The 24,445-nt window shown below is 50.4% G+C and carries 16 protein-coding genes and 5 tRNA genes; 18 read left to right on the top strand and 3 right to left on the bottom strand.

Annotated elements, in window-relative coordinates:
* The first annotated feature begins 234 nt into the window (after positions 1-234).
* The 13 genes from AB4Z29_RS14425 to AB4Z29_RS14365 all read left to right on the top strand — a co-directional run bounded on the left by AB4Z29_RS14425 (position 235) and on the right by AB4Z29_RS14365 (position 15,598).
* A tRNA-Met gene (locus AB4Z29_RS14425) sits at positions 235-311 on the top strand.
* Between the two features lie 41 nt (positions 312-352).
* A tRNA-Asp gene (locus AB4Z29_RS14420) sits at positions 353-429 on the top strand.
* A gap of 30 nt (positions 430-459) precedes the next feature.
* Positions 460-534: transfer RNA gene (locus tag AB4Z29_RS14415), tRNA-Gln, on the top strand.
* Positions 535-566: 32 nt separating this feature from the next.
* Positions 567-646: transfer RNA gene (locus AB4Z29_RS14410), tRNA-Leu, on the top strand.
* A gap of 353 nt (positions 647-999) precedes the next feature.
* Positions 1,000-5,142 (top strand): fibronectin type III domain-containing protein, encoded by a 4,143-nt coding sequence (locus AB4Z29_RS14405; RefSeq protein WP_441943733.1) that lies wholly within the window; start codon positions 1,000-1,002, stop codon positions 5,140-5,142.
* 178 nt (positions 5,143-5,320) lie between these two features.
* Positions 5,321-7,357, top strand: a complete 2,037-nt coding sequence (locus AB4Z29_RS14400) for a beta-galactosidase (RefSeq protein ID WP_441943732.1) — start codon at positions 5,321-5,323, stop codon at positions 7,355-7,357.
* A 158-nt stretch (positions 7,358-7,515) separates the two neighbouring features.
* On the top strand, positions 7,516-8,481 hold the full coding sequence (locus AB4Z29_RS14395; protein ID WP_183562181.1) for an ABC transporter permease: 966 nt from the start codon (positions 7,516-7,518) through the stop codon (positions 8,479-8,481).
* A gap of 39 nt (positions 8,482-8,520) precedes the next feature.
* The gene (locus AB4Z29_RS14390) at positions 8,521-9,405 is read left to right on the top strand and encodes a carbohydrate ABC transporter permease (RefSeq protein WP_441943731.1); all 885 of its coding nucleotides are present in this window, start codon (positions 8,521-8,523) and stop codon (positions 9,403-9,405) included.
* 69 nt (positions 9,406-9,474) lie between these two features.
* Positions 9,475-11,208 (top strand): extracellular solute-binding protein, encoded by a 1,734-nt coding sequence (locus AB4Z29_RS14385; RefSeq protein WP_441943730.1) that lies wholly within the window; start codon positions 9,475-9,477, stop codon positions 11,206-11,208.
* Positions 11,209-11,320: 112 nt separating this feature from the next.
* Positions 11,321-13,105, top strand: coding sequence for a sensor histidine kinase (locus tag AB4Z29_RS14380; RefSeq protein WP_441943729.1), 1,785 nt, complete (start codon positions 11,321-11,323; stop codon positions 13,103-13,105).
* On the top strand, positions 13,098-14,699 hold the full coding sequence (locus AB4Z29_RS14375; protein WP_441943728.1) for a response regulator: 1,602 nt from the start codon (positions 13,098-13,100) through the stop codon (positions 14,697-14,699). Before AB4Z29_RS14380 ends, AB4Z29_RS14375 begins: the two co-directional genes overlap by 8 nt.
* A 147-nt stretch (positions 14,700-14,846) precedes the next feature.
* Positions 14,847-14,921: transfer RNA gene (locus AB4Z29_RS14370), tRNA-Gly, on the top strand.
* A 74-nt stretch (positions 14,922-14,995) separates the two neighbouring features.
* Positions 14,996-15,598: an AAA family ATPase gene (locus AB4Z29_RS14365; RefSeq protein ID WP_441943741.1), complete on the top strand. Its 603-nt coding sequence runs from the start codon at positions 14,996-14,998 to the stop codon at positions 15,596-15,598.
* Between the two features lies 1 nt (position 15,599).
* Here the strand turns inward: AB4Z29_RS14365 and AB4Z29_RS14360 are convergent, their stop codons facing one another.
* Complete coding sequence (locus AB4Z29_RS14360; RefSeq protein ID WP_441943727.1) at positions 15,600-16,985, bottom strand: DUF5808 domain-containing protein; 1,386 nt, start codon at positions 16,983-16,985, stop codon at positions 15,600-15,602.
* Positions 16,986-16,995: 10 nt separating this feature from the next.
* Entirely contained in the window at positions 16,996-17,391 is a 396-nt protein-coding gene (locus tag AB4Z29_RS14355) for a GntR family transcriptional regulator (protein ID WP_441943726.1), read from the bottom strand.
* 190 nt (positions 17,392-17,581) lie between these two features.
* Between AB4Z29_RS14355 and AB4Z29_RS14350 the strand changes: the two genes are divergently transcribed.
* From AB4Z29_RS14350 to AB4Z29_RS14335, 4 genes are all read left to right on the top strand, one after another.
* On the top strand, positions 17,582-18,577 hold the full coding sequence (locus AB4Z29_RS14350) for a Gfo/Idh/MocA family protein (protein ID WP_441943725.1): 996 nt from the start codon (positions 17,582-17,584) through the stop codon (positions 18,575-18,577).
* Between the two features lie 102 nt (positions 18,578-18,679).
* Positions 18,680-19,444 (top strand): NUDIX domain-containing protein, encoded by a 765-nt coding sequence (locus tag AB4Z29_RS14345; protein WP_441943724.1) that lies wholly within the window; start codon positions 18,680-18,682, stop codon positions 19,442-19,444.
* A 23-nt stretch (positions 19,445-19,467) separates the two neighbouring features.
* Positions 19,468-20,277 (top strand): ribose-phosphate pyrophosphokinase, encoded by an 810-nt coding sequence (locus tag AB4Z29_RS14340; RefSeq protein ID WP_441943723.1) that lies wholly within the window; start codon positions 19,468-19,470, stop codon positions 20,275-20,277.
* Position 20,278: 1 nt separating this feature from the next.
* Entirely contained in the window at positions 20,279-21,763 is a 1,485-nt protein-coding gene (locus AB4Z29_RS14335; RefSeq protein ID WP_441943722.1) for a nicotinate phosphoribosyltransferase, read from the top strand.
* Positions 21,764-21,892: 129 nt separating this feature from the next.
* Here the strand turns inward: AB4Z29_RS14335 and AB4Z29_RS14330 are convergent, their stop codons facing one another.
* On the bottom strand, positions 21,893-22,249 hold the full coding sequence (locus tag AB4Z29_RS14330; RefSeq protein ID WP_441943740.1) for a VOC family protein: 357 nt from the start codon (positions 22,247-22,249) through the stop codon (positions 21,893-21,895).
* A gap of 414 nt (positions 22,250-22,663) precedes the next feature.
* Between AB4Z29_RS14330 and AB4Z29_RS14325 the strand changes: the two genes are divergently transcribed.
* Complete coding sequence (locus AB4Z29_RS14325; protein WP_441943721.1) at positions 22,664-24,082, top strand: RtcB family protein; 1,419 nt, start codon at positions 22,664-22,666, stop codon at positions 24,080-24,082.
* Positions 24,083-24,445: the final 363 nt, after the last annotated feature.

Genomic DNA, 24,445 nt, shown 5'->3' with positions numbered 1-24,445 from the left:
GGGTGGAAGCACAGCAATGTGTGCAGCTGACGAATACTAATCGGTCGAGGGCTTATCCTAAACACGTTTGCCGTGACCCATACATCCGGTAGACAGCAGCAAGAAGGTTCAGCAAACCTTATCTTTCGTATCCAGTTTTCAGGGCGTAAACACCTTGAACTACTTTTGTTGGATCTATTCTGAATTCGTTCAGAAAGCGGTTCAGCTAAAGATTCAATAATATGCAACAATTGACGCGGGGTGGAGCAGCCCGGTAGCTCGTCGGGCTCATAACCCGAAGGCCGCAGGTTCAAATCCTGCCCCCGCAACCAATCCTTGGTTTCACTTTCGGATTTTATCCGAGCTTACATATGGAGCTGTGGTGTAGTGGCCCAACATGCCTGCCTGTCACGCAGGAGACCGCGGGTTCGAATCCCGTCAGCTCCGCCATTTTAACAAAAGTGAACGAAAAATAGATGTTGGGGATTAGCCAAGCGGTAAGGCAACGGACTTTGACTCCGTCATTCTCAGGTTCGATCCCTGAATCCCCAGCCACTTTCTTTAAAGCGGCTGGTATTTGTAATTGCGCGCGTATGGCGGAATTGGCAGACGCACTAGACTTAGGATCTAGCGGGCGACCGTGGGGGTTCAAGTCCCTCTACGCGCATCATACGATGGAAAAGTCCTTGCTGAGCAAGGGCTTTTTTTTGTGTTCTTACCATACACATTGAAACCGCTCGGGATGGTTCTCTAGCGTTTTTTTGCGTTATACGGAGCAATCTTCGATTAGTAGGGCTGAAAAATGAGGTTAGTCAGGTTGTTTTGCCCTCTCATTTACGTGATTATGAAAGCATCAGCTTAGACTTACAGATGGAATTTTGGCAAGGCATGCTCTACTTATACGGAAAAGAATTGAGGTGAATTAATGACGGGAACCTAAACGGCTATTCGGCAGACTCGAAATGACAGCGCATACATTACAGCAATTGTTCACAACCAATATAGCTCTGGGAGGTACTCATGAAAACGAAATTTACAAGCAAACGGTATTTGCTCTTATGTTTGATGTCATTAATGCTATTCGTAACCATTTTGCCGGCTGGATTAGGCTTGAATGCGACGACCGTTGCCGCTGCAACGGCCTTTTCGAATGTTTCAGTCAATACGACTACGCCTGCTGTATATGGAAAGTACGAAATCCAGTTTGATTTGAGCAGCACGTATTCCAATCCTTTTAATCCGGATGAGGTGGATGTCAAAGCTTATTTTACGACACCTACCGGTCAGACGGAGGTTATGCCAGGCTTTTATAACAAAGCGTCCTCACCGAAATGGGCGGTTCGTTACTCGCCGAGGCAGATGGGCTCGCACAGCGTCGTCATTCAAGTGACTGACGGGAGCGGAACGGGACAATCGAGCGTTCTTACGTTCACTGCGGGCAGCCCTGGCACGAATCGCGGCTTCATGGGTACGAGCGGAAGCCGCTTCGTTGACAGCTATGGCAAGCAGTTGACGCTGCTAGGCAGCAACTATGCTTGGAACGCGAATACGATCCTGGATGAGCTTCCTAGGTATAAGGATGCGAAAATGAACATTATGCGTGTATGGTATACCTGCTGGTGGAACAACTATGCGCCGGAATGGGGACCGATCACAACAACACAAAATGGGATTACGATGTCCTATGATGGGATTGGAAAATATCAGCTTGAGAATCAGGCCCGCATGGACGAATTGATTGAGGAAGCCGCAGACAATGATGTATACATCATGCTGACGCTGAACAGCTTCGGCGATTTCTACTATGATTGGCCGATGAATGCTTACAGCACAGCTAATGGCGGTCCATCGTATTGGACGGAGAACAATACGGACTTCTGGACGAACGCTACGGCAATCAGTTACCAGAAGAAGCTGCTTCGCTACGTGTTTGCAAGATGGGGCTACAGCAGAAGCCTCGGCATGATGGAGTATTGGAATGAGTCGGACAATCGCGTGGATACGAGCGCTGCGAACCGCAGCAGCTGGCATAGTTCCGTCGACACATATTGGAAGAGTCTCGATTTCTACAATCGTCCGACAACAACAAGCTTTGCTTGGAAGGATCATGAGGAGTTCAACCAACCAACCTGGGAAACCTTGAATACGCTGGATACGACAAACTTTCATATGTATGATGGCTCCTCATCGGCACTGAACAAATGGGAGGCGGAGCTGAAGCATTTCATCGAGGATTTTGACGGCAGGCCAGCCTTTGTCGGCGAATACGGCAGTACGCATTCTGATCAATCCACGGATCCGAATTTGCCTCGCTTTATGCATGACGGCTTATGGGGCCCGATCTTCAGAGCCGGAGCCGCAGGGGGCAACCTTTGGTGGATTTTTGAGAACGGGTTCGATATTCCGGCAAGCTACAAAGCGATCTATACGGCTTTGGCAAACTTCATTCAGCCTGAGGAGCAGCATTTGATCAATATGCCGCATGTGGATTACGGCGCACAGTCAAACTCCACAAAGGTAGGCGGTTATAAGAATGGTGATCGAGCGCTGCTTTGGATTAATGACTCGACGGCTAACCATACGGTGAGCAGTCCGCGAACGGTAAGCGGTATGTCATTCAATGTACCGGGTATGAATCCGGGCACCTATGATATTTTGTACTATAACACGGTAACGGGTGCTGCGATCTCGACGACGACGGCAACCGTGGTCAGCGGAGTAGGCAATCTTGCCTTAAGCGCGATTCCTTCCTTTAACCGCGACATTGCGGTTAAGGCAGTCCGTCAAGGCAGCGAGGTGCCGGATACGCAGGCTCCAACCGCTCCGTCAGCTCTTGCTGTACAGGCGAAAACAGACACGACCGTCAGCTTGTCTTGGACGGGATCGACGGATAACGTGGCCGTGACCGGCTATGATATTTATAAAGGCGGTGTACTGACAGGCTCTACTTCGGGAGCAACGAGCTTCGTCGTAACGGGCTTGGCAGCAAGTACGACCTATAGCTTCACGGTGAAAGCGAAGGACTTCGCTGGCAATCAATCAGGGGCGAGCAGCGCGATCAGCGTGACGACAAACGCACCGCCTCCGCCGGACACGCAAGCACCTACTGTTCCAGGCAGCTTAGCTTCACCGGCTAAGACGGATAAGACCGTCAGCTTAACATGGAGTGCTTCAAGCGATAATGTGGGCGTTACCGCTTATGACGTTTTCCGAGGGGGAGTACTTGCAGGCTCCTCAAGCGCAGGGGTTCTAGCCTTCACGGATACAGGACTAACGCCGTTAACTTCCTATGCATATACGATTAAAGCAAGGGATGCGGCAGGGAACAGCTCAGCGGCGAGCAGCACGATCACTATTACGACGCTTCCGCTTATCGCACCAAATCTACTTCAGAACCCAGGATTTGATCAAGACGACGGATGGGGACGGCCGAATCAATGGACTTGCGAGCAAACCTTTTATTGCACAAGGGATACCTCCGTTAAACGTAACGGTTCAGGCTCCTTCAAGCTAAGCGGTAATTCAGGCGCATGGTTCGGGGTCTATCAGGATGTTGCTGCGAGCGCAGGCAATACCTATACCTTTGAAGGTTATTTGAATATCGCAAGCGCAACAAAAGCAGAAGCAACCATCCGCTTCTTGAACAGCGCTGGATCGGAATTGTCCAGCCACTCCGTTGCCAATTATAACGGGACAGCTACGACTGCAGGATTCGTGCCGATGAGCGGTGCATTCACGGCACCGGCGAATACGGCCTCCGCAAGAGTATACGTGTATTTACGCGACTTAAACGGAACGGTTTATCTGGATGATTTTTATTTGTCGAGCAGCGCAGATGGAGGCTCCGGCGGTGGTGACACGGTTGCGCCTGCCGCACCAGCAGGCTTAACCTCGCCATCGAAGACATCAACGAGCGTCAATTTAAGCTGGACGGCTTCGACGGACAATGTAGGCGTAACGGGTTATGAAGTCTATCGCGGAGCGACGCTCGCCGGTACGACAACGGGCGCCACGACACTGCAGGTGACGGGCTTGACGGCGAATACCGCTTATAGCTTCACGGTGAAAGCAAAGGACGCGGCAGGCAACCTGTCCGCGGCAAGCAATACGCTTAGCGTGACAACGAATGCGGCTGCGGATACGCAGGCACCAACCGCACCAACAGGCTTAACCTCGCCCTCGAAGACAGCAACGATCGTCAATTTGAGCTGGACGGCTTCAACAGACAATATAGGCGTAACGGGCTACGAGGTGTATCGCGGTTCAACGCTTGCCGGTACGACAACGGGCGCCACGACGTTGCAAGTGACGGGCCTAACGGCCAATACCGCTTATAGCTTCACGGTGAAAGCAAAAGATGCGGCAGGCAACCTGTCTGCGGCAAGCAATACGCTTAGCGTCACTACGAATGCGGCTGCGGATACGCAAGCGCCAAGTGCGCCAACTGGAGTGACGGCGCCTTCGAAGACAGACACAACCGTAAATCTAAGCTGGACGGCATCAACGGACAACATAGCCGTAACGGGCTACGAAGTCTATCGCGGAGCGACGCTCGCCGGTACGACAACAGGTGCGACGACGCTGCAAGTAACCGGCCTAACGGCGAATACCGCTTATAGCTTTACGGTGAAAGCGAAAGATGCGGCAGGCAATCTTTCTGCGGCAAGCAGTGCGCTGAGCGTAACGACGAATGCCGTGGCGGCGGGCAATCTGCTCGTGAATCCAGGCTTCGAGACAGATGATGGCTCAGGGAAACCTGCGACATGGGTTTATGAGCAGCCTTATTATGTGTCCCGTGACACGAGCGTTAAACAATCAGGAACGGCATCATTGCGCTTAGACGGATCAACAGGTCCATGGCATGCTTGGTACCAGGATGTAAATGCTTCCGCGGGCAGCACGTATGCTTTTAGCGGATCGGTCAATATTACGGCTAATAACGGATCGTCGCTTTATTTCAAGCTGCAATTCCTGAATTCGGCTGGCTCAGTCATTACCGAGAGCACGTTAGCGACATACTCGGGTACGACAACCAGCGGTTTCGAGAATGTGAGCGGTACGGCAACAGCTCCAGCCAATACGGCAAAGGTTAGAGTATATACGTACTTCACGGATATGAGAGGAACGTTCTATTTCGATAACTATTCCTTAACGAGCTCATAGGAAAGAAGCGCCCGGCGAGCAGGTCTCGCTGGGCGCTTTTTAGCATGCATGCTTGGTACAAAAGGATGTCTAGTTTGACGGGTCATATTAGCGTTTTCGACGCTTACAACGGCAATGTTCATCCGATATACTGGTCGGTGCGAGCGATAAGAGCAAGGACTATAAGGAGGATGCAGGCATGTTATTCGGCGCATGTTATTACCCCGAGCATTGGGAGCAGGAGCGTTGGGAGACCGACGCCAGGCTTATGAAGGAGGCAGGCTTTAACGTTGTCCGATTGGCGGAGTTTGCCTGGATTCGCATGGAGCCCGAAGAGGGCAGGTATGAATTCGGATGGCTGGACCAGGCAATCGCGTTATTCGGTGATTATGATATTCAGGTCATTCTCGGAACGCCGACGGCAGGCCCTCCCAAATGGCTGATGGATAAGCATCCTGATATGTATCAGCAGGACTACCAAGGCCATGTCCGCGGGTTCGGAACAAGACGTCATTACTGCGCCAATAGTCCGAATTACCATGGATATACGAGCAAGATCGTAACGCGAATGGCAGAGCAATACCGGGAGCATCCAAACGTGATTGGCTGGCAAATCGACAACGAGCTGGGAGCGATTGATACGGCTCGCTGTTACTGCGGAAATTGCAGAGAGGCGTTCATCACATGGCTGCAGCAAAGGTATGGGTCATTAGAGCAGTTAAATGAAGAATGGGGAACGATCTTCTCCAGTCAATCCTATACGGGCTGGGAGCAGCTGCATCTGCCTACTTATTCCGTGCATCAAGGGCATAACCCCGGCTTGGCGCTTGATTTCAGGAGATTCAGCTCCGATTCCGTCGTGAAGTATCAGCAGCTGCAGCTGGATATTTTGCGCAGCCTGTGCCCTTCCACGCAGCCGATTACGACGAATATGATGGGTAGCTTCAACGATCTGGATTATTATGATCTCGCAGCTCCGCTGGATATCGTATCGCTGGATATTTATCCGATTATGAAGCGAGTGCCAGAAGAAAGAGCTTTCCGGACGGGGCTTAATCATGACACGATGCGCGGGCTGAAAGGTCAAAACTTTTGGGTGCTTGAGCATCAGAGCGGTGCACCCTGCACCTATGCGATGTCCTCTACGCCAAGGCCGGGCGAGCTTAGAAGATGGACCTACCAGTCCATTGCCCGCGGTGCGGATGCCATCGTTTATTTCCGCTGGCGCACGCTGACGTATGCCTTGGAGGAGTTCTGGCACGGCATTCTGCAGCATCACGGACAGCCCGGCAGACGGTTCGAGGAGGTCAAGCAGGTTGGGCGGGAGCTTGCTGCTATCTCACCGCTGCTAGCCGGAACCACCGTGAAAGCGAAGGTTGCCATGCTCAAATGCTTCCACAATGAATGGGCATTCGAGCTGCAGCCTCATGGAAGCGGCTATGAATACAAGGAGCATCAGGCACAATATTACCGTTATTTTCATGAACGGAACATACTGGTGGATATTATTTCGCCAGACGCAAGCTTTGACGGGTATGAGCTGCTCATTATTCCGAATTTCATGATGGCACGGGAGGAGGCAACGAAGCGGATCCATGCGTTCGCCGAGCGCGGCGGGACGATTGTCATGGACTTTCGGGCAGGAGCAAAGGAATGGAACAACCGGATGCTGCCTCAAAGGCTGCCGGGCTTATATGCTGATTTGTTAGGCATTTCCATTGACGATTATGGCATTATCGAAGAGGACATTTCCATTGGCCTGCTTGAGCCGGAAGCGGAAGCGGCTGCAGCAAGCGATTCGGCAACCTACCCGGGCGAAGCAGCGACTTGGTACGACGTTATCGAGCTAGAAGGCGCAGAGCCGCTGCTGCTGTTCGCTAATGATTATTTTGCCGGTCAGCCCGCGGTAACGCGCAACCGTTATGGACTAGGGACGGCATATTATCTAGGAACGGAGCTTGATTCAGCTTCCCTGCACCGCTTATTTCATTCGATATGCAAAGACCTTAACCTCGAACCAGTGCTGCCTGGATTGCCGAGCGGCGTAGAAGCCATTTGTCGTATGCGGGAAGAGGGCGAGCGGAGCTCGGAAGTCATTTTCGTGATCAACCATAGCCGCGTTGACGCTGCTTTTACGCTTGACCGTATCTATGCAGATGCAATGACGGGCACGGAGCTCTCAGGCGAGGTAGTAATGGCTCCAAATGGTGTACTCGTGCTGGGTTCTACCGGTTAACGGGCTTGAAAAGGGCAGCCGCTTGGTTGATTAACCGTGCGGCTGCTCTTTTTTGTAGGGTGAGGAGATGGTGTTTCTAAGGTTGTTGGGTGGGGGCTCTGCTTGCATAATAAAGATAGATTCACTTCGAAAACGGTTACAAGGAAGGTGCAAAAAAGATGTCCAAAGCAACCGAGCAGATCAAGCTCGCCTCTTATTTACCTCAAGCAAAGCGGCGCGGCTTCTTCGGGAAGCTAATCAAACAACAGCAGCTGCTCATCATGTCAGTGCCCTTTGTGCTGATTGCGCTCGTATTTTCCTACGGTCCGCTGTGGGGATGGATTATGGCATTCCAGGATTACAAGATTGGCAAAGGCGTGTTAGGCAGTTCTTTCGTAGGCTTCGACAATTTCGTCAAAATCTTTCAGGATGAGCAATTTTATTTTGTGATGCGAAATACGCTGGCGATGAGCTTTATGGGATTGATCGCAAGCTTTGTCGGATCCATTGTGCTTGCGCTGCTCTTGAATGAGGTAAGGAAAACATTTTTCAAAAGAGCGATCCAAACGATTACGTATATTCCTCATTTCGTATCCTGGGTCGTAATCGCAAACGTCGTTACGTTTTTTCTATCGCCGGATGGCGGTTTGCTTAACGTGATCATGATGAAGCTTAAGCTGATTAACGAACCGATCTACTTCATGATCAAGGGGGAGTGGTTCTGGATCATCCATACGCTGGCGAGTTTGTGGAAGGAGCTGGGTTGGAGCACTATTATCTACCTGGCGGTGCTAATGGGACTTAATCCAGAGCATTACGAGGCAGCCGAGATGGATGGCGCAAGCAGGTTCCGCAAAATGTGGCATATCTCGATTCCAGGGCTGATGCCCACGGCGATCCTGCTGCTGACGATGTCCATAGGCTGGGCGATTAACAGCGGGTTTGAATCCCAATTCGTGCTTGGCAATCCGGCAGTCATAGAATATTCGGATGTCATCGATCTTTACGCGCTGCGGTATTCCACCCAGCTAAGCGACTATTCGTACGGCATGGCCATTAATATGTTTAAGTCCGTCATTAGCGTCCTGATGGTTCTGTCGGTTACCTATCTGGCGAAGAAGACGCAGCAGAGCCGATTGTTCTAATCGGAAGCATGGACGGCAGAAGGGAAAGGACGGAGAAGGATGAAAGGAACAACATGGGGTGACCGTCTGTTTGACGGCTTTAACTACACGCTGCTTGCCATACTCGGCTTTATAACGATTTACCCGTTCATCAACCTATTCGCGATCTCGCTCAATGATGCGCTTGATTCATTAAGGGGAGGCATCTATTTCCTGCCCCGCAAGTTTTCGCTGCTGAACTACCAGATTATTTTTGAGCAGGGGGATTTGCTGAGGGCGACGATCATGTCGGTTACCAGGACCGTCGTTGGTACGGTTTGCGGGGTGCTTGCCACCGTAATGGTATCCTACACGCTTAGCCGCAAGGAATTCGTTCTGCGCAAGCCGCTCAACCTGATTTTGGTGTTCACCCTGTTTATCAACGCAGGCCTGCTGCCAAGCTATATGCTCATTGTCAATTTGAATCTGATGAACAATTTTGCGGTTTATATTTTGCCCATGCTGATTAGTGCTTACAACATTATGATCGTGCGAAGCTATTTCGAGCAAATACCGGACGGCATGGTCGAATCGGCCAAAATAGACGGAGCCAGTGATTATCAAATCTTATTTCGGGTCATTATCCCGGTCAGCATGCCGGTCATTGCGACGATTACGCTCTTCATCGCCGTCATGCATTGGAACTCATGGTTCGACAACTACTTATATACGAGCGGTAATAAAGAGCTCAATTTGCTTCAGCTGGAGCTGATGAAAATATTGCTGACCTCGGTTAACGAGGTTGCCAACTCCTCTAATCCGACGAACAGCGATGCGCTCAAAACCAATCCGGATGCAATCCGGGCGGCCATGACGATTATTGTAACGATGCCGATTTTATTCGTCTATCCGTTCCTGCAGCGTTATTTCGTAAAAGGGATTATGGTAGCTTCGATGAAAGAGTAGCCAGGATATCTAACGGAGCGAAAGCTTCGATGATATAATTACAATCATTAGAATGAGAGGGAGTCTACAATGACAAAACGCGGGACAAAGAAAACGCTTACCGTAAGCATGGTCATGATTCTAATCGCTGTCATTTTTGCAGGCTGCAGCGGCAACAACGGCAATAACAACGCTCCAACCAATTCTGTTGCTTCACCGGCTGCATCGAACAGTGAAGCAGCGGAGGAAGAAACACCGGCTGCTCCGGATTTGACGCCGGTAGAATTCACGATTAACACATCGGATGACCAATTGAAATGGGATACGCCAATCAACAAAATAATTACGGATAAGACAGGGGTAACCTTCAAGTACGACCTAACGGTAGGCGATCAATTCCAGCGCTGGGATCTATGGCTTGCAAGCAAGGATTACCCGGACATTATCGTGCTTGATCCAAAATACACGCTTCGGTATAAGGAAGCAGGCGCCATTATTCCTCTAAATGACTTAATTGAAAAATACGGCCCGAACATTAAAGAGAAGTTTGGCGATAAATTCAATTTGCTGAAGGACGAGAATGGCGACATTTATTCCCTATATTCCGTACTTCTTGCCAAGGAAGCGCCAGCGGACGCAACGGGGAACTTCATCGTGCAATACGATGTGCTGAAGGAAGCCGGTTATCCGGAGATCAAAACCTTCGACCAGCTCTATGAGGTGATCAAGGCCTACAAAGCGAAGCATCCGCAGGTGGACGGCAAAGATACAATCGGCTTTGGCGCTTACATGAACGGCTGGGTTATGAAGCATGCATTCAATAACCCCATCATCTGGGGCAGCGGTCTTGCCGATCACGGGAACTACACGATCTCAGACAGCGGCGAAGTCAATTACAACCCAGTCTCCGATGCAACGAAGACGTATTATCAGTTCCTTAATAAGCTTAACAATGAGGGACTGCTGGATAAAGAATCGTTCTCGATGGATGAAAAAGCGTTCCAGGCGAAGGCTGCACAAGGCAGAATCCTTGCAGCTTACTCGCCAAACTGGCTGCTTGGCGATGCAGAGAAGTCGCTGCGCGCTGCAGGGCAACCAGAGAAAGCCTATGCGCATATTCCGATCTATTTCAACGAAAACGTTGTTGACCACTCGAATTCCAGCACGCCAACGAGCGCGGGCAACTATCAGTGGACGATCTCCAGCAAGACAAAAAATCCAGAGCGCATCATTCAAATGATCGACTACTTGTTCTCCGACGAAGCCCAGGTTCTGACGCAATGGGGAATCGAGGGTGAAGACTATTCGGTTGTTGACGGCAAAAGAACAGTTAATCCTGAGCTTGTAACAAAGCGCCAAACGGATGCCAACATCGACTACGACAGAGGGTTCAAAAGCGTAGGTACGGGCACCACCTTCTGGTTCGGCGTCGGTCATGGCGCTAAGCTGGCTGATGGCGACTATTCGACTCCGCTTACGAAGGATGTCGTGGAGCTTGGCTACGATGACATGACGAAGGAAGTGCTTGCGAAATACGGCAAGCAGGTATGGGCTGACTTTTTGGCACCTGTTGAGTATGTGCCGGGCTTCTTGTGGCAGCTAACTCCTCCAGAGGCTACGAAAGTAGAAGAACAGAAGATGGACGACACTTGGCGGAAAAACATCCCCAAAATCATTTTATCCAAGGATGCGGATGCATTTGAAAAGTCATGGGGCCAGATGGTAACCGAGATCGACAAGGCCGGGGTCAAAAAGGTAAATGAGGCGTATACGAAGCTTTGGAAGGAATTTATCGAAAAGTATAATCAAAATATAGCTGGCTAACGGCGCGAAGCCGTACTCCTTGTCGATCCACGTCGACAAGGAGTATTGGCGTCTCCGGCGAATTTTTCAGGTACGAGTGTTGCCATTATGCAGATGCGGGGTCGATACAGAGATGAAGATCCGAACGAAGCTAATCTTATCCCATTTGTTGGTGGTGCTTTTTCTGCTCGGATCGCTGGGCTATGTGCTTGTCAAGCGCAGCACCGATCTGGTCTTCGAGACGATAACAGAAAACAACCTGCTTTCTTTATCACAAGTCAGCTCCAACCTTGACAATAAGCTGACCTCTTATGAAGAAATTACGAATACGCTATTTCTAAACCGTGCACTCGATGAAATAACGGAAACCAGATTTGAGGACAATATAACCGCGTACCAGCAATATTTCGATTACTACCAGCCCTTCGTATCAGCAGTCCAGACGACGAAGGACATTCATCATTTTTATCTGTATTCGGACAATCCTACGTTTCTATTCTCGAACGTATTTCTAATTGATGAAACGATCAAAGACAAAGGCTGGTATAAGGAAGCGCTGAACAGCCAAATCGGTGGTTATTGGACCGGTGCGTATTTGTCCTCCTATGATAATATTCGCTTATTCAGTTACAAGAAGCGCTTGAACAACTTCGTCGCGGACTCGCCCAAGGTAGTTTCGATCGAAATCAAGCTGAAGGTGCTCTACGATTTGGTGAGTGAGGAAAGCAAGACCAAACGCTATATATTCGCGCTGGCTGACGGCAGCGTGTTAATGGATACGGTGAGAGACGGAACGCTCAGCCGTATTCAATCGCTTGCCTATGCAGACCGTATTCAGGCGAGCGAGAGCGGGAGCTTTATCTATAAAGAAAAGGCCACAGGAAACACGTACCAGATTTTGTTCAAAACGCTGGATTCGCATAATTCGGTCCGCGGTATGAAAGTTATTTCCTATATTCCCATTAATGATGTAATGCCTAAAGTTGAGCAGCTCAGATCGATGGCAGTCGCGCTTTATTTGATTGCCTTTGGTTTAACGGCATTGTTAATATCGGCGATATCAGTCGGTATGACTAGGCGCTTATCGGAGCTGTCGATGAAGATGAAGCGGGTCCATAAGGATAACTTCGAGTCCTTCGTCGTCGTGAAAGGAAAGGATGAGGTCGCTCAGCTTGGCGAAATGTTCAATATGATGGTGCGCAGGCTCGGCCAGCTGATCAGCGAGGTTTATCAATCGGAGATCGACCGGAAGGAGCAGGCTTATCGGACGAAGGAAGTAGAGCTGTACGCGCTGCAAACACAAATTAACCCTCATTTCTTGTTTAACGTGCTGAACATGATACGGGGGAAATTGTTGATTATCGGCGAGCGTGACACCGCCAAGGTCGTCGGGCTTCTAGCGAAATCGTTCCGCATGATGCTTAAAAACGGCGGTCAGATGATTAAGCTTGCGGATGAAACGGAATTCGTCGATAACTACTTGCAAATACAGCAATACCGGTTCGGTCATAAGTTTACGTACACGATCGATATTCCGTCCGAGTATCATGCACTCCTTATACCGAAGCTCATTATTCAGCCGCTGGTGGAGAATGCGATTTCGCATGGCGTTGAGTTGAATCCGGAGCAATCGCGCATTTGGATTACAGGCGAGAAGGTAGGCGAGAGCTTGCAGCTTACGATCGGCGACGACGGACTGGGCATATCCGAGGAACGGCTTGCCGAAATTATGAATTGGCTGGGTGAGGATTCATTGGCAACGGATCGAAACATCGGCATTCGAAATGTGCATGCTCGGCTGAAATACTTGTACGGCGACGAGTATGGCTTGAAGATAACCAGCCAGGCGGGCGCAGGTACAACGGTAACTATTCTTATTCCACTAGGCCAAGACAACGGAGGCGAGAGGCATGCTTGAGGTATTGATTGTGGATGATGAGCCGCTTGCACGAGAATCTTTGAAGTATTTAATCGATTGGGAGGAGCATGGGTTTGCGATTACAGCAGAAGCGGAGGACGGTGTGCGCGCACTCGAGTTCATTCAGGAGCGGCACTTCTCACTGGTGCTTACGGATATTCGAATGCCGCGAATGAGCGGGCTGCAATTCATCGAGCAGCTGCAGCAGTGCTCCGAAGCGGAAGTCATTATTCTTAGCGGCTACGAGGACTTTGATTTCGTAAGGCAGGGACTGAAGCTCGGCGTGACCGATTATTTGCTGAAGCCGGTGGATGAGGTGGAGCTCATTCACGTGCTGCAGAGGGTTGTCGCCGTCATTAAGGAGCGCGAGCGCACGAGGCGGCGCGAGCAGCTCGGACTTACCGTGCTTAGGGATCAATTCCTGCGCAAGCTGGCGCATGGGCAAGTAGGCGGACAAGAGCTTGGCGAGCAGACGGAGCTGCTGGGCTTGGAGCTGGAGGGCTCATGCTGCTGCTTGCTGCTGGAGCTCGACTTTCTGTCGGGGGAAGGAAAAGCGATTTCTGAGCAAGATATGGAGCTGAAGCGTTACGCGATCCGGAATATCGCAGAGGAGCTGTGTCTGGGAAGCGGTTATCTCTTCGAGGAGTCAGAGGAGCGCTTCGGTATTTTCATGAGGAGTGACAGCAGCACGGTGGAGAGCGGCAAGGCTCGTCAGCTTGCGGAGGCTCTCGGGGCGGCAGCTAAGCAATATGCCAAGGAGACCGTTACGATTGGAATTGGCGAATGGGTGCAAGCTGCGGACAGGCTGGCGGATTCCTATTCGGGCGCTGAAGCCGCGCTGGACGGAAAGTTTCTCATAGGCGGAGACACGATCCTGACAGGCCGCAGGGCTGACAAGGATGACATGAAGCAGCAGGATACCAGCAAGCTGCGGGAGGATTTGCTTGAAGCCGTGAGAAGCAACCGGGAGGAGGCCTTGATGGAGGCGCTTGGGCTGTTGTGGGATAGCTTCCGAGCCGGCGGTGGCAACGCGGGTGGCGGCACTTCGGCTGGCGCAGGCGACCATGCGCGCATGACGGTGCTGGAGCTGCTCGTTCAGCTGCTTCAGGTAGTGAAGACGTCGGGGGCAAGCTCGGATACGCTCTTTAATTACGAGCTCGGTGATTATGAACGGGTAATGAGAGCCAAAACGATTGACGAGCTATATGTGATCACGGCAAGCAAATGCATGGGCGTACTGGAGCTGCTCCGCCAGATGAAGGAGCTTCAGCCCCACCATGTCGTGACAGAGGTTAAGAAAATCGTGCAGCAGGAGTACCACACGAATATTAGCCTGCGCTCCGTTGCGCAGAAGGTATATTTGAATCCCAATTACCTTGGGAAGGTGTTCAAAGCGGGTACGGATCAGTCTTTCAATGATTATTTGCTTCATGTACGCATGGAGAAGGCGAAGCAGCTGCTGCTCGGCTCGAACAAAAAAGTGTATGAGATTGCGCAAGAGGTCGGCTATGGCGAGCTGGATTGGTTTTATAAGCGATTCAAAGCCTATGTGGGCATTAGTGCGGGCGAGTACCGGGGGAAGAGCGGACGTTAGGAGCGGAATGCGCATAGGTTCGAGCGGTGGCATGCTATTGAGAATATTCTTTTTTTTTGAAAAAAGCTTGCTTTTTATTCTCCGAAATGTTATTTTATTTCTTGTCGCCGAAACGCTAAATGTGGAATAAGGCACTTAAAATAACATGCGGAAGTGGCTCAGCGGTAGAGCATCGCCTTGCCAAGGCGAGGGTCGCGGGTTCGATTCCCGTCTTCCGCTCCATACGAAATCAACCGAAACACCTTGCGCTGCGAGGTGTTTTTTTGTTATGTATTAATGAGACAGGAGGCAGGATGATGCGTAAACTTGTATTTTTTGTTGGTGGAGCAGGTGCGGGCAAGACGACTTTGGCGAAAGCATTGGCAAGGAAGCGAGAAGTTGCCGTGATTGACATGGATACGGTGCTGCGCCCTGCTGCGGTTGCCCTTATGACCCAAGCCGGGCTTGATCCGAGCGACCGGGATTCCGACAGCTACAAAGCGTTATGCCGCGATCTCGGGTATCGGCTTACGATGGATGCGGCGCTGGAGAACATCGCGAATGAAGTAGATATGTTCGTCGTCGGTCCGTTCACGAAAGAAACGGAGGCACCGAATTGGATCGAGCAAGAGCTCTCGGCAATTGGGGCCTCCGTGTCGGATGTGGATGTACGGGTCGTGTTCGTCCAGCTCCGCGATGATCGGCTTCACCATGAACGAATTAAGCAAAGAGGCTTGGAGCTGGATCAATACAAGCTGGACAACTGGACGGCATTCAGCCGCGCACTAATTAAGCGGGAGCTGAAATGGCCGCTCGCGTCGTCGTCCGTGCTGTATTTCGACAATTCCGAGCCTCTGACTGCGGAGAAGCTAACGCTGCTGGAGCAGTTTGTATTCGGCGAAGCCTCTCGTCAACCGTGAGCTACTGCGGTAATCTTGCCTTCAGCTCGTTAAATAAGGCTTCTGTCTTGGCGGCTTCTTTGTCATTGAATATGACGACAAGGCCATCGAGCTCGATGTGAATGTAAGGCGGCGTATTTTTGAATACATAAAGCTTCGCTGCGCCAAGCTTCTCCAAGGAGAAATTTCCGCGGGCATATTCTGCTGTCGCGGTGCCGTTCGTTCGGAAGCCACTCGGAAGCTCCTGCTCAAGCGTTATGCCCTTTACATCGCTTAGGCTAAAGCTGTAATCGTACAGCGGGTAGTCAATGTCTACGACCCCGCTATCGGATACCGTAATGGCAGGGGAGGTCTGATCAGATTGTACGGCAAATGCGGCGAGCGGAATGATAATTGCCAGTGCGAATACGATGCTGCCGTATTGGATCCATTTGCCGCCCCGCGTAGCCATATTGACTGTCGAGCCTATGCCCATGCGTTTTGGAACCATCACGGATTGGTCTTCCGGATTATAGTAAGTCGAGCCGTTAATCCAGTAGCCGTCGTCATCGGTCAGAATCGCTTTACCGTCTGTATCCGCTAGGTTATCCTCCAATGTGCGCACTTTGTTGTGCACAAAAAAGATGCTGCCAAGCGGAATGAAGGAAACCATGACGATGCCGATCATCCACTGGGTGAAGGTAAGGGAGCTTCCATTAGAGAGTATCAGATAAGCGACATAGGCATTAATGCTCTCAAAAATAGCCAGCAGGGGCCAAAGCATGGACCAGTAGCGCCGCGCCGCACGGTTGATAGCAGCATTAATATCGTGGTTTTCGCTGTAAACCTTCGTTTTCATATGGCCAAAGGCTGTAAAAATGACATACAGAACGACACTCATAGCGAGCGAGGCAATCCCGGTCATTCTGAGGAGACGGTCGTGGTTAGACAAGGAAATGAGAATGGGCGCGACGGAAAGAAGGGCAGGAATGATGAACCAATAAGGAGAGACGAGCTTCGATTTCTTGAGCTGCGTAATTGTGGCATCGATACGGACCGTTCGCTTCTCGCCGACAAACCAATCATTCTCGCGCTTGATCCGGCTAGCTTTACGGTGAATGCTGTTGAAGGGCAGCTTTGAAGTATACAAAAAAGCCGCGATCCAGACAAACAGATAGATAAGCGACAACGAGAAATAGCTGCCAAGCACAAAAAATGGCGCTAACGTTAAGAGTGCAATAACGGCGTAAAGTGTATAGTTTCTTTTGTACTCCGCTTGAAGCTGCTTGATACTGGTGTCCTTAAGCCCCTGCTTGGGAAGCGTGACACCGAACAGGAGCTGATTGCTAGGCACGGCTTGCTTCAGATACAAAACAACGATGCTGATATAAATGATTACGACTGGGATAATGAGAAAAAGATTGCTCATAGTTGGTCTCCTATTCTAGCAGGGGATGATGTTTGCTGGCTGCTGCCGTGAAAATGGTCGAGCAAATCTGAATAAATTCCTCTTGCCCGACTCCCTTTAAGCTTGCCTCCGAGATGACGAGCTGCAATTCACGCTCAAGCTTCCGGTTGAAATCCTGTTGTTTGGTCCAGAGGGTGCTTACCTTGGCGCCATGGCGGCGGTCAATCGATATGTAGCCTTCGTTTTTTAGGATGGCGTATGCTTTGTTCACCGTCATGGCGTTGACCCCCAAATCATCGGCAAGCTGCCTGACAGATGGCAAGCGTTCTCCGTATGCAAGTCCGCCTACGCCAATTCCGATGATGATTTGGTTGCGGAGCTGTACGTAAATCGGTATTTCGCTGTTATAGTCGAGCTTCAGTATCATCGGATCACCCCTGTGTACAAAGTATTATTTGTATTATGCATGTTAATACAATTAAAGCCATTAGTCAAAAATGATTGGCTGGTTTTGGACAGGCGGTGCTTCGAATCGCTATAATAGGCAGAAGCGGATGCAGATCCGAAACTTATACAAAAAAAGAAATAACCAATAAAACCGTCAAGGAGAGAACAGAATGATTAGATTCGGCATAATCGGCACGAACTGGATTACGGAGACATTTATTGATGCGGCACGCGAGGTAGAGGATTTCGCGCTTACAGCCGTTTTTTCGCGCTCGGCAGAAACAGCGGCTGCATTCGCGCAGAAGCATCAGATTGCAGCCGAATTCACGGATATCGTTGAAATGGCAACCAGCGGACTAATTGATGCCGTATACATAGCAAGCCCTAACTCGTTCCATGCGGCTCACGCCATTACTTGCATGGAGCACGGTATTCATGTGCTCTGCGAGAAGCCGATCGCTTCGAACGCACACGAGCTGCGCCGAATGGTGGCTGCAGCGAAAGAAAACGGGGTACTGCTGATGGAGGCGCTTAAGTCCACTTTCCTTCCCGGCTTTCAAGCGATTCAAGAAAATGTGGGCAAGCTGGGTGAGATTCGCCGCTACTTCGCCAGCTATTGCCAATATTCATCCAGATATGATGCGTACAAATCGGGAACGGTGCTTAATGCGTTTAATCCCGTTTTCTCCAACGGGGCACTCATGGACCTGGGAATTTATTGCTTGTATCCGCTTGTTGCGCTATTCGGGAAACCCGATGTCGTCAAAGCGACTGGGGTCATGCTCGAATCCGGCGTAGACGGGGAGGGCAGCATCGTGCTGCAATACGGAAGCATGGATGCGGTCATTATGTATTCGAAGATTACGCATTCATCCTTGCCGTCCGAGATTCAAGGCGAGAGCGGAAGCATCGTAATTGACAAGATCAGCGAGCCGGGCAAGGTTCAAATCGAGTACCGGGACGGAACGAGCGAGGACGTCTCGCGTGAAACAAGCAGCAAATCCATGTATTATGAGGCGAAAGCTTTTATCGGGCTGATCCAATCCGGACGCACGGAATCTGACGTGAATACGTTTGAGAATTCGTTGATTACGCTGGAAATCATGGATGAGGCACGTAAGCAAATCGGTCTTGTTTATCCAGCGGATCAAGCGGTTTCCCTATGACAAATGGCCTATTTTCGTCAAAAGGATTGACATTGGTTTTTAATAATGTCATTATGATAATATCAAATCGAAATAATACTTCTGATCAGGAGAGCGACAACCATGGTCGAGAATGAATCCAATTATTCAGCCGCTAATTACAGAACGCCGGATGGCGCTCCGGCTGATATCGTCATCTTTACGATCGTCTCCACCGAGAAGCAGTCGGCTAAGAAAGCACTGCCAACCCGCGAGCTGCATGTCATGCTGATCCAACGGAACATCTGGCCCTTCAAAGGACAATGGGCGCTGCCAGGCGGATTCACGCAGGAGAATGAGACGGTCTACGAATGCGCGAAGCGCGAGCTTCAGGAAGAGACATCGATCGAAGACGTGCACATCGAATATTTCAACGTGTACAGCACGCCTGGCCGCGATCCACGGGGCTGGATTATCTCGCATGCATTCCTTGCGCTGGTCAATGAAAAGCTGCTGGCGCACAGGGCGGCGGCTGTTGACGCTTCGGATGTACGGCTGTTTACCGTAGAGGAAGCGCTGCGCATGGATCTTGCGTTTGACCATAAACAGATTCTATCCGACGCCCTGGAGGGCATACGGAAGAAAATGCTGACGACGACGATCGCAAGGGAGTTCCTGCCTGAGGAGTTTACGCTGAGCGAGCTGTATCAGGTTATACAGACGGTGGTTCAAGATTTCGAGGAACCGAACTTCATTCGCAAGCTGACCTCGACCAAAAGCCGCAGCGCGATTATCGAGGAAGCGGCGGACGAGAACGGACTGCCGAAGCAATCGAAGCAGTATTCGCAGCGTGCTGCGCAGTTGTACCGGTTCACGAAGGAAGAGCCCCAGTTGTCTATCTATAGCTGAACGCTAACGAGGAGAGTGAAGGCATGCTGAAGTTTAATGGAGTGGAGCTAGGTCTAAAGCAATTCCCGAACGGGGAGACATTGATTAATGGCGATGAAATTTTAATGCGTATGGCGGATTTCAATACAATCGTGTGGAAGTACGAGGACGACGGCGATCTCATTAAGCTGATGTTTGTCAAAAGCTACCTCGATGACCGAAGAGTCAGATGTACGCTTACGATCTACTATATGCCTTACAGCCGAATGGATCGCATAGAGGGGACTTCGGCCTTTACGCTCAAATATACGGCTGCCTTCATCAACCAATTGAACTTCGAGTCGGTTACGGTAATTGAGCCGCATTCGGATGTGACATTAGCGCTTATCGACCGCAGCATCGGCAAATATCCGACGATTCAGCTGCTGGAGCAAGTGGCGGCAGAGGTAGGCTTTGATGCCGGGCAGGACTATCTGTTCTTTCCGGATGCCGGGGCTCAGAAGAGGTACAGCAAGGTAGAGGGGTATAAGCAGCTGGTAGGCTTCAAGGCGAGAGATTTCCAGACGGGGCAGATCAAAAGCCTAGAGGTTGTAGGCAATGTGGAGCGCAAGGGCTTCACAGCCATTATTGTCGATGACCTTTGCTCGTATGGCGGCACTTTCATGCTTAGCGCAGAGAAGCTGAAAGAGATTGGAGCATCGCATATCTACTTGCTAGTCGCACACTGCGAGAATTCGATTTTCAAAGGGAAAATACTAGAATCGGATCTTATTGATAAAGTATTCACGACCGATACAATACTCAGTCAAGCCGGGCATGAAAAAATTCGCCTATACGAAATGGGAGGCCTATAAGATGACTAAAACTTTCGTTTATCCAGCAACGCTGCTATGTGATTTCTACAAGGTTAGCCACATAAACCAGTATCCAAAGGGAACGGAGCTTGTCTATTCGACCTGGACCGCGCGCACGAGCCGGCTGGAAGGTATCAACGAGGTCGTCGCTTTCGGCTTCCAATCGTTCATTAAGCAATATTTGATTGCCTACTTCAATGAGAATTTTTTTGCCCGGGCCAAAGATGACGTTGCCGCGGAATACAAACGGCTGATTCAATACGCGCTTGGCGAAGAAAACCCGGATGCCTCGCATATCGAGGAGCTGCATGATCTCGGTTATTTGCCAATCCGAATCAAAGCGATCAAAGAAGGCAAATTAGTGCCCGTAAGAGTGCCGATGCTGACGATCGAGAACACAAAACCTGCGTTCTTCTGGCTGACGAACTATCTGGAAACGCTGATGTCGTGCCAATTGTGGATGCCGGCAACCAGCGCGACGCTTGCTTTCGAATACCGCAAAATATTGGAAGCTTATGCGCTTCAGACAAACGGGGACAGTACCGGCGTACCGTTCCAAGGACATGATTTCTCGATGCGGGGCATGGGGGCGCTCGAATCGGCGCTTGGCAGCAGCGCAGGGCATCTCTTATCGTTTACGGGCACCGATACGATTCCGGCTATTATCTATTTGGAAAACTATTATAATGCGAACATTGAGAACGAATTGGTAGGCACCTCGATTCCGGCGACGGAGCACAGCGTCATGTGCGCGCATGGACGTGACGAGATGGCATCGTACCGCTATTTGATCAAAGAGGTGTATCCGAACGGCTTTGTCTCGATCGTATCGGATACTTGGGACCTATGGACGGTGCTGGATGTCGTTATTCGCGGTCTGAAGGAAGATATTATGAGCAGGGACGGCAAGGTAGTCATCCGTCCGGACAGCGGGGACCCGGTTAACATTATTTGCGGCGATCCGAACGGGGAAAGCGAGTTCGAACGCAAAGGCGTCATCGAGATTTTATGGGATATCTTTGGCGGAACCGTTACGGAGAAAGGCTACAAGCAGCTCGACAGCCACATTGGAGCTATTTATGGCGATGCGATTACGATCTCGCGCTGCAGCGAGATCTGCGAGAGGCTGGCTGCCAAAGGCTTCGCTTCGACGAATATGGTATTCGGCATCGGATCGTTCACGTACCAATACAACACCCGCGACACCTTTGGTTTTGCTTTGAAATCGACGTTCACGATCGTTGAAGGCGAAGAACGCAAAATCTATAAAGACCCTAAAACCGATAACGGCGTGAAGAAATCGCAAACGGGACTTGTGCTCGTCACCGAGCAGGACGGAAAGCTTGCGTTCACTGATAACTTAAGTGTAGCGGAGTATGAAGCACGCAAAGCCGAGGATCAGCTCGAGGTTGTATTCGAGGACGGGAAGCTCATTCAGGATTTGACGCTGGCCGAGGTACGCGCGAACTTATTGGCTCATTTATAAAATAGAGTTAGGCAATTGAAAGAAAAGGGCAATGAAAACAGCGACAGCCAAGGGCATGAAAGAAGCCGGAGGCTGTCGCTGTTTGCTTATTGCAGAAAGCTCAATTGCAGAAAGCTCAAAGGTGCGAAATTAACATTTGCAGACCATGAGCATGTTTCCGTCAGGGTCTTTAAAATTAAAAAAGTGGCCATGCTCAATGTCGGATGCCAGTTCAACCCCTTTGTCCTTCATGAATTGAAATGATGCTTGAATATCCTCGGTATTGAAATGGAATATCGGCGTTCTTGCAAAGGTGTCGTCCGTATAGATTTTACTGTCCAATACGAGGTTTTGCCCATCGTTATTCAGTGGTATGCAGCATAAATGCCCTGCAATAATCTCGAATACAGGCTCAAGCCCGAGTATGCCGCAATACCATTCTCTCGCCTTTTGAATATCGCTGACTACAACAAAGATAGCACCCACCTTGTTTAGAATTGGGTTAATAGGATTCACGCTCCTTTATCATTTGGGTATATTTTACCATAAATTGGGTTCCCTCGGTGAAGGAGAATATGTAGTCTCGATCGGGAAACCAATCCTATTTTCACAAAAGGATTGACATATGCCGGGTATTGGGAATATTATGATGTAAATCAAATGAAAGGAGGCCGATGACAATGTTCCCATTCCAACTAGAACCATACAATTTAGGATTAAGCAGTCTAGAACAAAGCATTTCTGAACAAAACACAGCTTCATATCGCAAGTCCATTGCGTCGGCCTCTGCGGGGCCTATGCCTGTTTTCTAATCTGCTGCATGCTGCGGCATTTAGGAAGCGAAGGCGCAAGTAAAGCCATGGACATTACAGGTCCATGGCTTTTTTGTGTTCATTTGATTATTGAGGAGATTAAACGTTTATGAAAGAAACCTATTACCAAAACGTACAGCTGCCATCGGGGCAGGTACACGTATATGCAGGACCCGAGCTATTCGCGTCCTTAGACTATAAAGTATTTGAAATGGCGAACAACAATTTGCAAATTCCGAATCAGGTGTACATGAGCTACACGCCGGACGTTCATGTCGGCATTGGAACCTGCATTGGCACGACAGCGATATGGAATGTGAGCGACGGCTTCGTATCCCCTTCCATCGTCGGTAGCGATATTGGGTGCGGGATGCGGGTGCAGCTCACGAGCCTGCACAAGGATGATCTGAAGGAGGTTAAGCTGCGTCGGAAGCTGGTTCGGGCGATCGAGAAGTATTTGCCTGCCGAGGAGCATGCCAGAGGACATTTCTCGGATATAAGGCTGGAGCATGTCGTCAAAAAGGGGCTGCACGGCTTGCCGAAGAAATATATCCCGGATGCGTACACGCCGCGCAAAGCGACCTCGCTGACCCATGTGGAGAGCAGCAGATTCGATTTCGACGAGGATGTGCTGGATATATTCCCGGAGATGGTCTGGCATCGCGCGCATCGACAGCTGGGTACGCTCGGCGGCGGCAATCATTTCGTCGAAATCCAAGCAATCGAAATCGCGGAGGAGAATCGGGAAATCGCCGAGGCTTGGGGATTGTACGACGGTCAAGTCGTTATTATGATCCATTCCGGCTCCCGCGCCTGGGGAGGCGCGGTCAGCCAATACTGCGGTACCGATATTGCCAAAATGATGCGGCAAGAGGGGATCGGCACCGCTGATCCCAAGCTGCTCTATGCGCCGCTCTCCCATCCGCTCGGGCAAACGTACGTGAATCTCATGTACTCCGCATTGAATTATGCGGTTGTGAACCGTCACTTGATTGCTTATGCGGTTCGCGAAGCAGGCAAGGATATATTCGGACCGAAGTTCGAGCTGCGCACGCTGTATGATCTTATGCATAATTATGCTTGGGAAGAGCAGATGGATGAGCAATCGTATTTCGTACATCGCAAAGGGGCGACCAGAGCGCTGCCCGCCGGCCATCCGGATAATCCGGAGACATACCGTGCAACGGGGCATCCCGCGCTTATACCAGGCTCGATGGGAACGTCCTCCTACATTATGGTCGGCAGCCCGGAGGGGAAAGCGAATCATTACTCGATTTGCCACGGAGCGGGACGCATTCGTTCCCGGAACGCCACGAAACAGCTAGTATCGGTAGAAGAGGTAGCAGCTGCAATGCGGGTAGGGACGGACGATGAAATCGTGGTGAATCAGCGCTCGATGGAGTCGCTTGTGGATGAATCGCCGCAGGCGTATAAGGATGTTGATCAAATCATCGAGAGCGTGGTAGGCGCAGGACTTGCGCAGGTCGTTGCGAAGTGCAAGCCGCTCGCTGCCGTTAAAGGAACGTAAAATAAAGGAAAATAGGGGGTGCGGGGAGAATGCTAAATCAACATCTAAGTGAGCGGTTATTCAACGAGAGTCAGGAATTAAGCGATAACACTGCACCGCAAGAACATAGCCCTACCCGCCGAACCCGCGATCTTAAATGATGGGAGGGCATGCGCATGCAGCGCTGCCTATCCTTGCCCTAAGACCATGGACGAATGCGTCCATGGTCTTTTTTTGAAATCCAGAAAAATAATCCTTGGGCCATACATTCTCTATACTTCTCAGAATTAAACGCGCCGCGCCGCCAAAGGACGGCGATAGTAGGTCGCCTTAACGTATAGGAAAGGATATGAGTTTGCTCCTTCTTTCTCTATACGTTTCGCC

Source organism: Paenibacillus sp. 2TAB23 (assembly GCF_052115165.1).
Lineage (GTDB): Bacteria > Bacillota > Bacilli > Paenibacillales > Paenibacillaceae > Pristimantibacillus.
This window is presented reverse-complemented; position numbering and strand designations above follow the sequence as displayed.

Bases quoted from the DNA above. Each gene is read 5' to 3' on its own strand.
- AB4Z29_RS14405 (WP_441943733.1), top strand. From the start codon at position 1,000: ATGAAAACGAAATTTACAAGCAAACGGTATTTGCTCTTATGTTTGATG.
- AB4Z29_RS14340 (WP_441943723.1), top strand. From the start codon at position 19,468: ATGCTGAAGTTTAATGGAGTGGAGCTAGGTCTAAAGCAATTCCCGAAC.
- AB4Z29_RS14355 (WP_441943726.1), bottom strand. From the start codon at position 17,391: ATGATACTGAAGCTCGACTATAACAGCGAAATACCGATTTACGTACAG.
- AB4Z29_RS14345 (WP_441943724.1), top strand. From the start codon at position 18,680: ATGGTCGAGAATGAATCCAATTATTCAGCCGCTAATTACAGAACGCCG.
- AB4Z29_RS14335 (WP_441943722.1), top strand. From the start codon at position 20,279: ATGACTAAAACTTTCGTTTATCCAGCAACGCTGCTATGTGATTTCTAC.
- AB4Z29_RS14400 (WP_441943732.1), top strand. From the start codon at position 5,321: ATGTTATTCGGCGCATGTTATTACCCCGAGCATTGGGAGCAGGAGCGT.
- AB4Z29_RS14360 (WP_441943727.1), bottom strand. From the start codon at position 16,985: ATGAGCAATCTTTTTCTCATTATCCCAGTCGTAATCATTTATATCAGC.
- AB4Z29_RS14380 (WP_441943729.1), top strand. From the start codon at position 11,321: ATGAAGATCCGAACGAAGCTAATCTTATCCCATTTGTTGGTGGTGCTT.
- AB4Z29_RS14395 (WP_183562181.1), top strand. From the start codon at position 7,516: ATGTCCAAAGCAACCGAGCAGATCAAGCTCGCCTCTTATTTACCTCAA.
- AB4Z29_RS14325 (WP_441943721.1), top strand. From the start codon at position 22,664: ATGAAAGAAACCTATTACCAAAACGTACAGCTGCCATCGGGGCAGGTA.
- AB4Z29_RS14375 (WP_441943728.1), top strand. From the start codon at position 13,098: ATGCTTGAGGTATTGATTGTGGATGATGAGCCGCTTGCACGAGAATCT.
- AB4Z29_RS14390 (WP_441943731.1), top strand. From the start codon at position 8,521: ATGAAAGGAACAACATGGGGTGACCGTCTGTTTGACGGCTTTAACTAC.
- AB4Z29_RS14350 (WP_441943725.1), top strand. From the start codon at position 17,582: ATGATTAGATTCGGCATAATCGGCACGAACTGGATTACGGAGACATTT.
- AB4Z29_RS14385 (WP_441943730.1), top strand. From the start codon at position 9,475: ATGACAAAACGCGGGACAAAGAAAACGCTTACCGTAAGCATGGTCATG.
- AB4Z29_RS14365 (WP_441943741.1), top strand. From the start codon at position 14,996: ATGCGTAAACTTGTATTTTTTGTTGGTGGAGCAGGTGCGGGCAAGACG.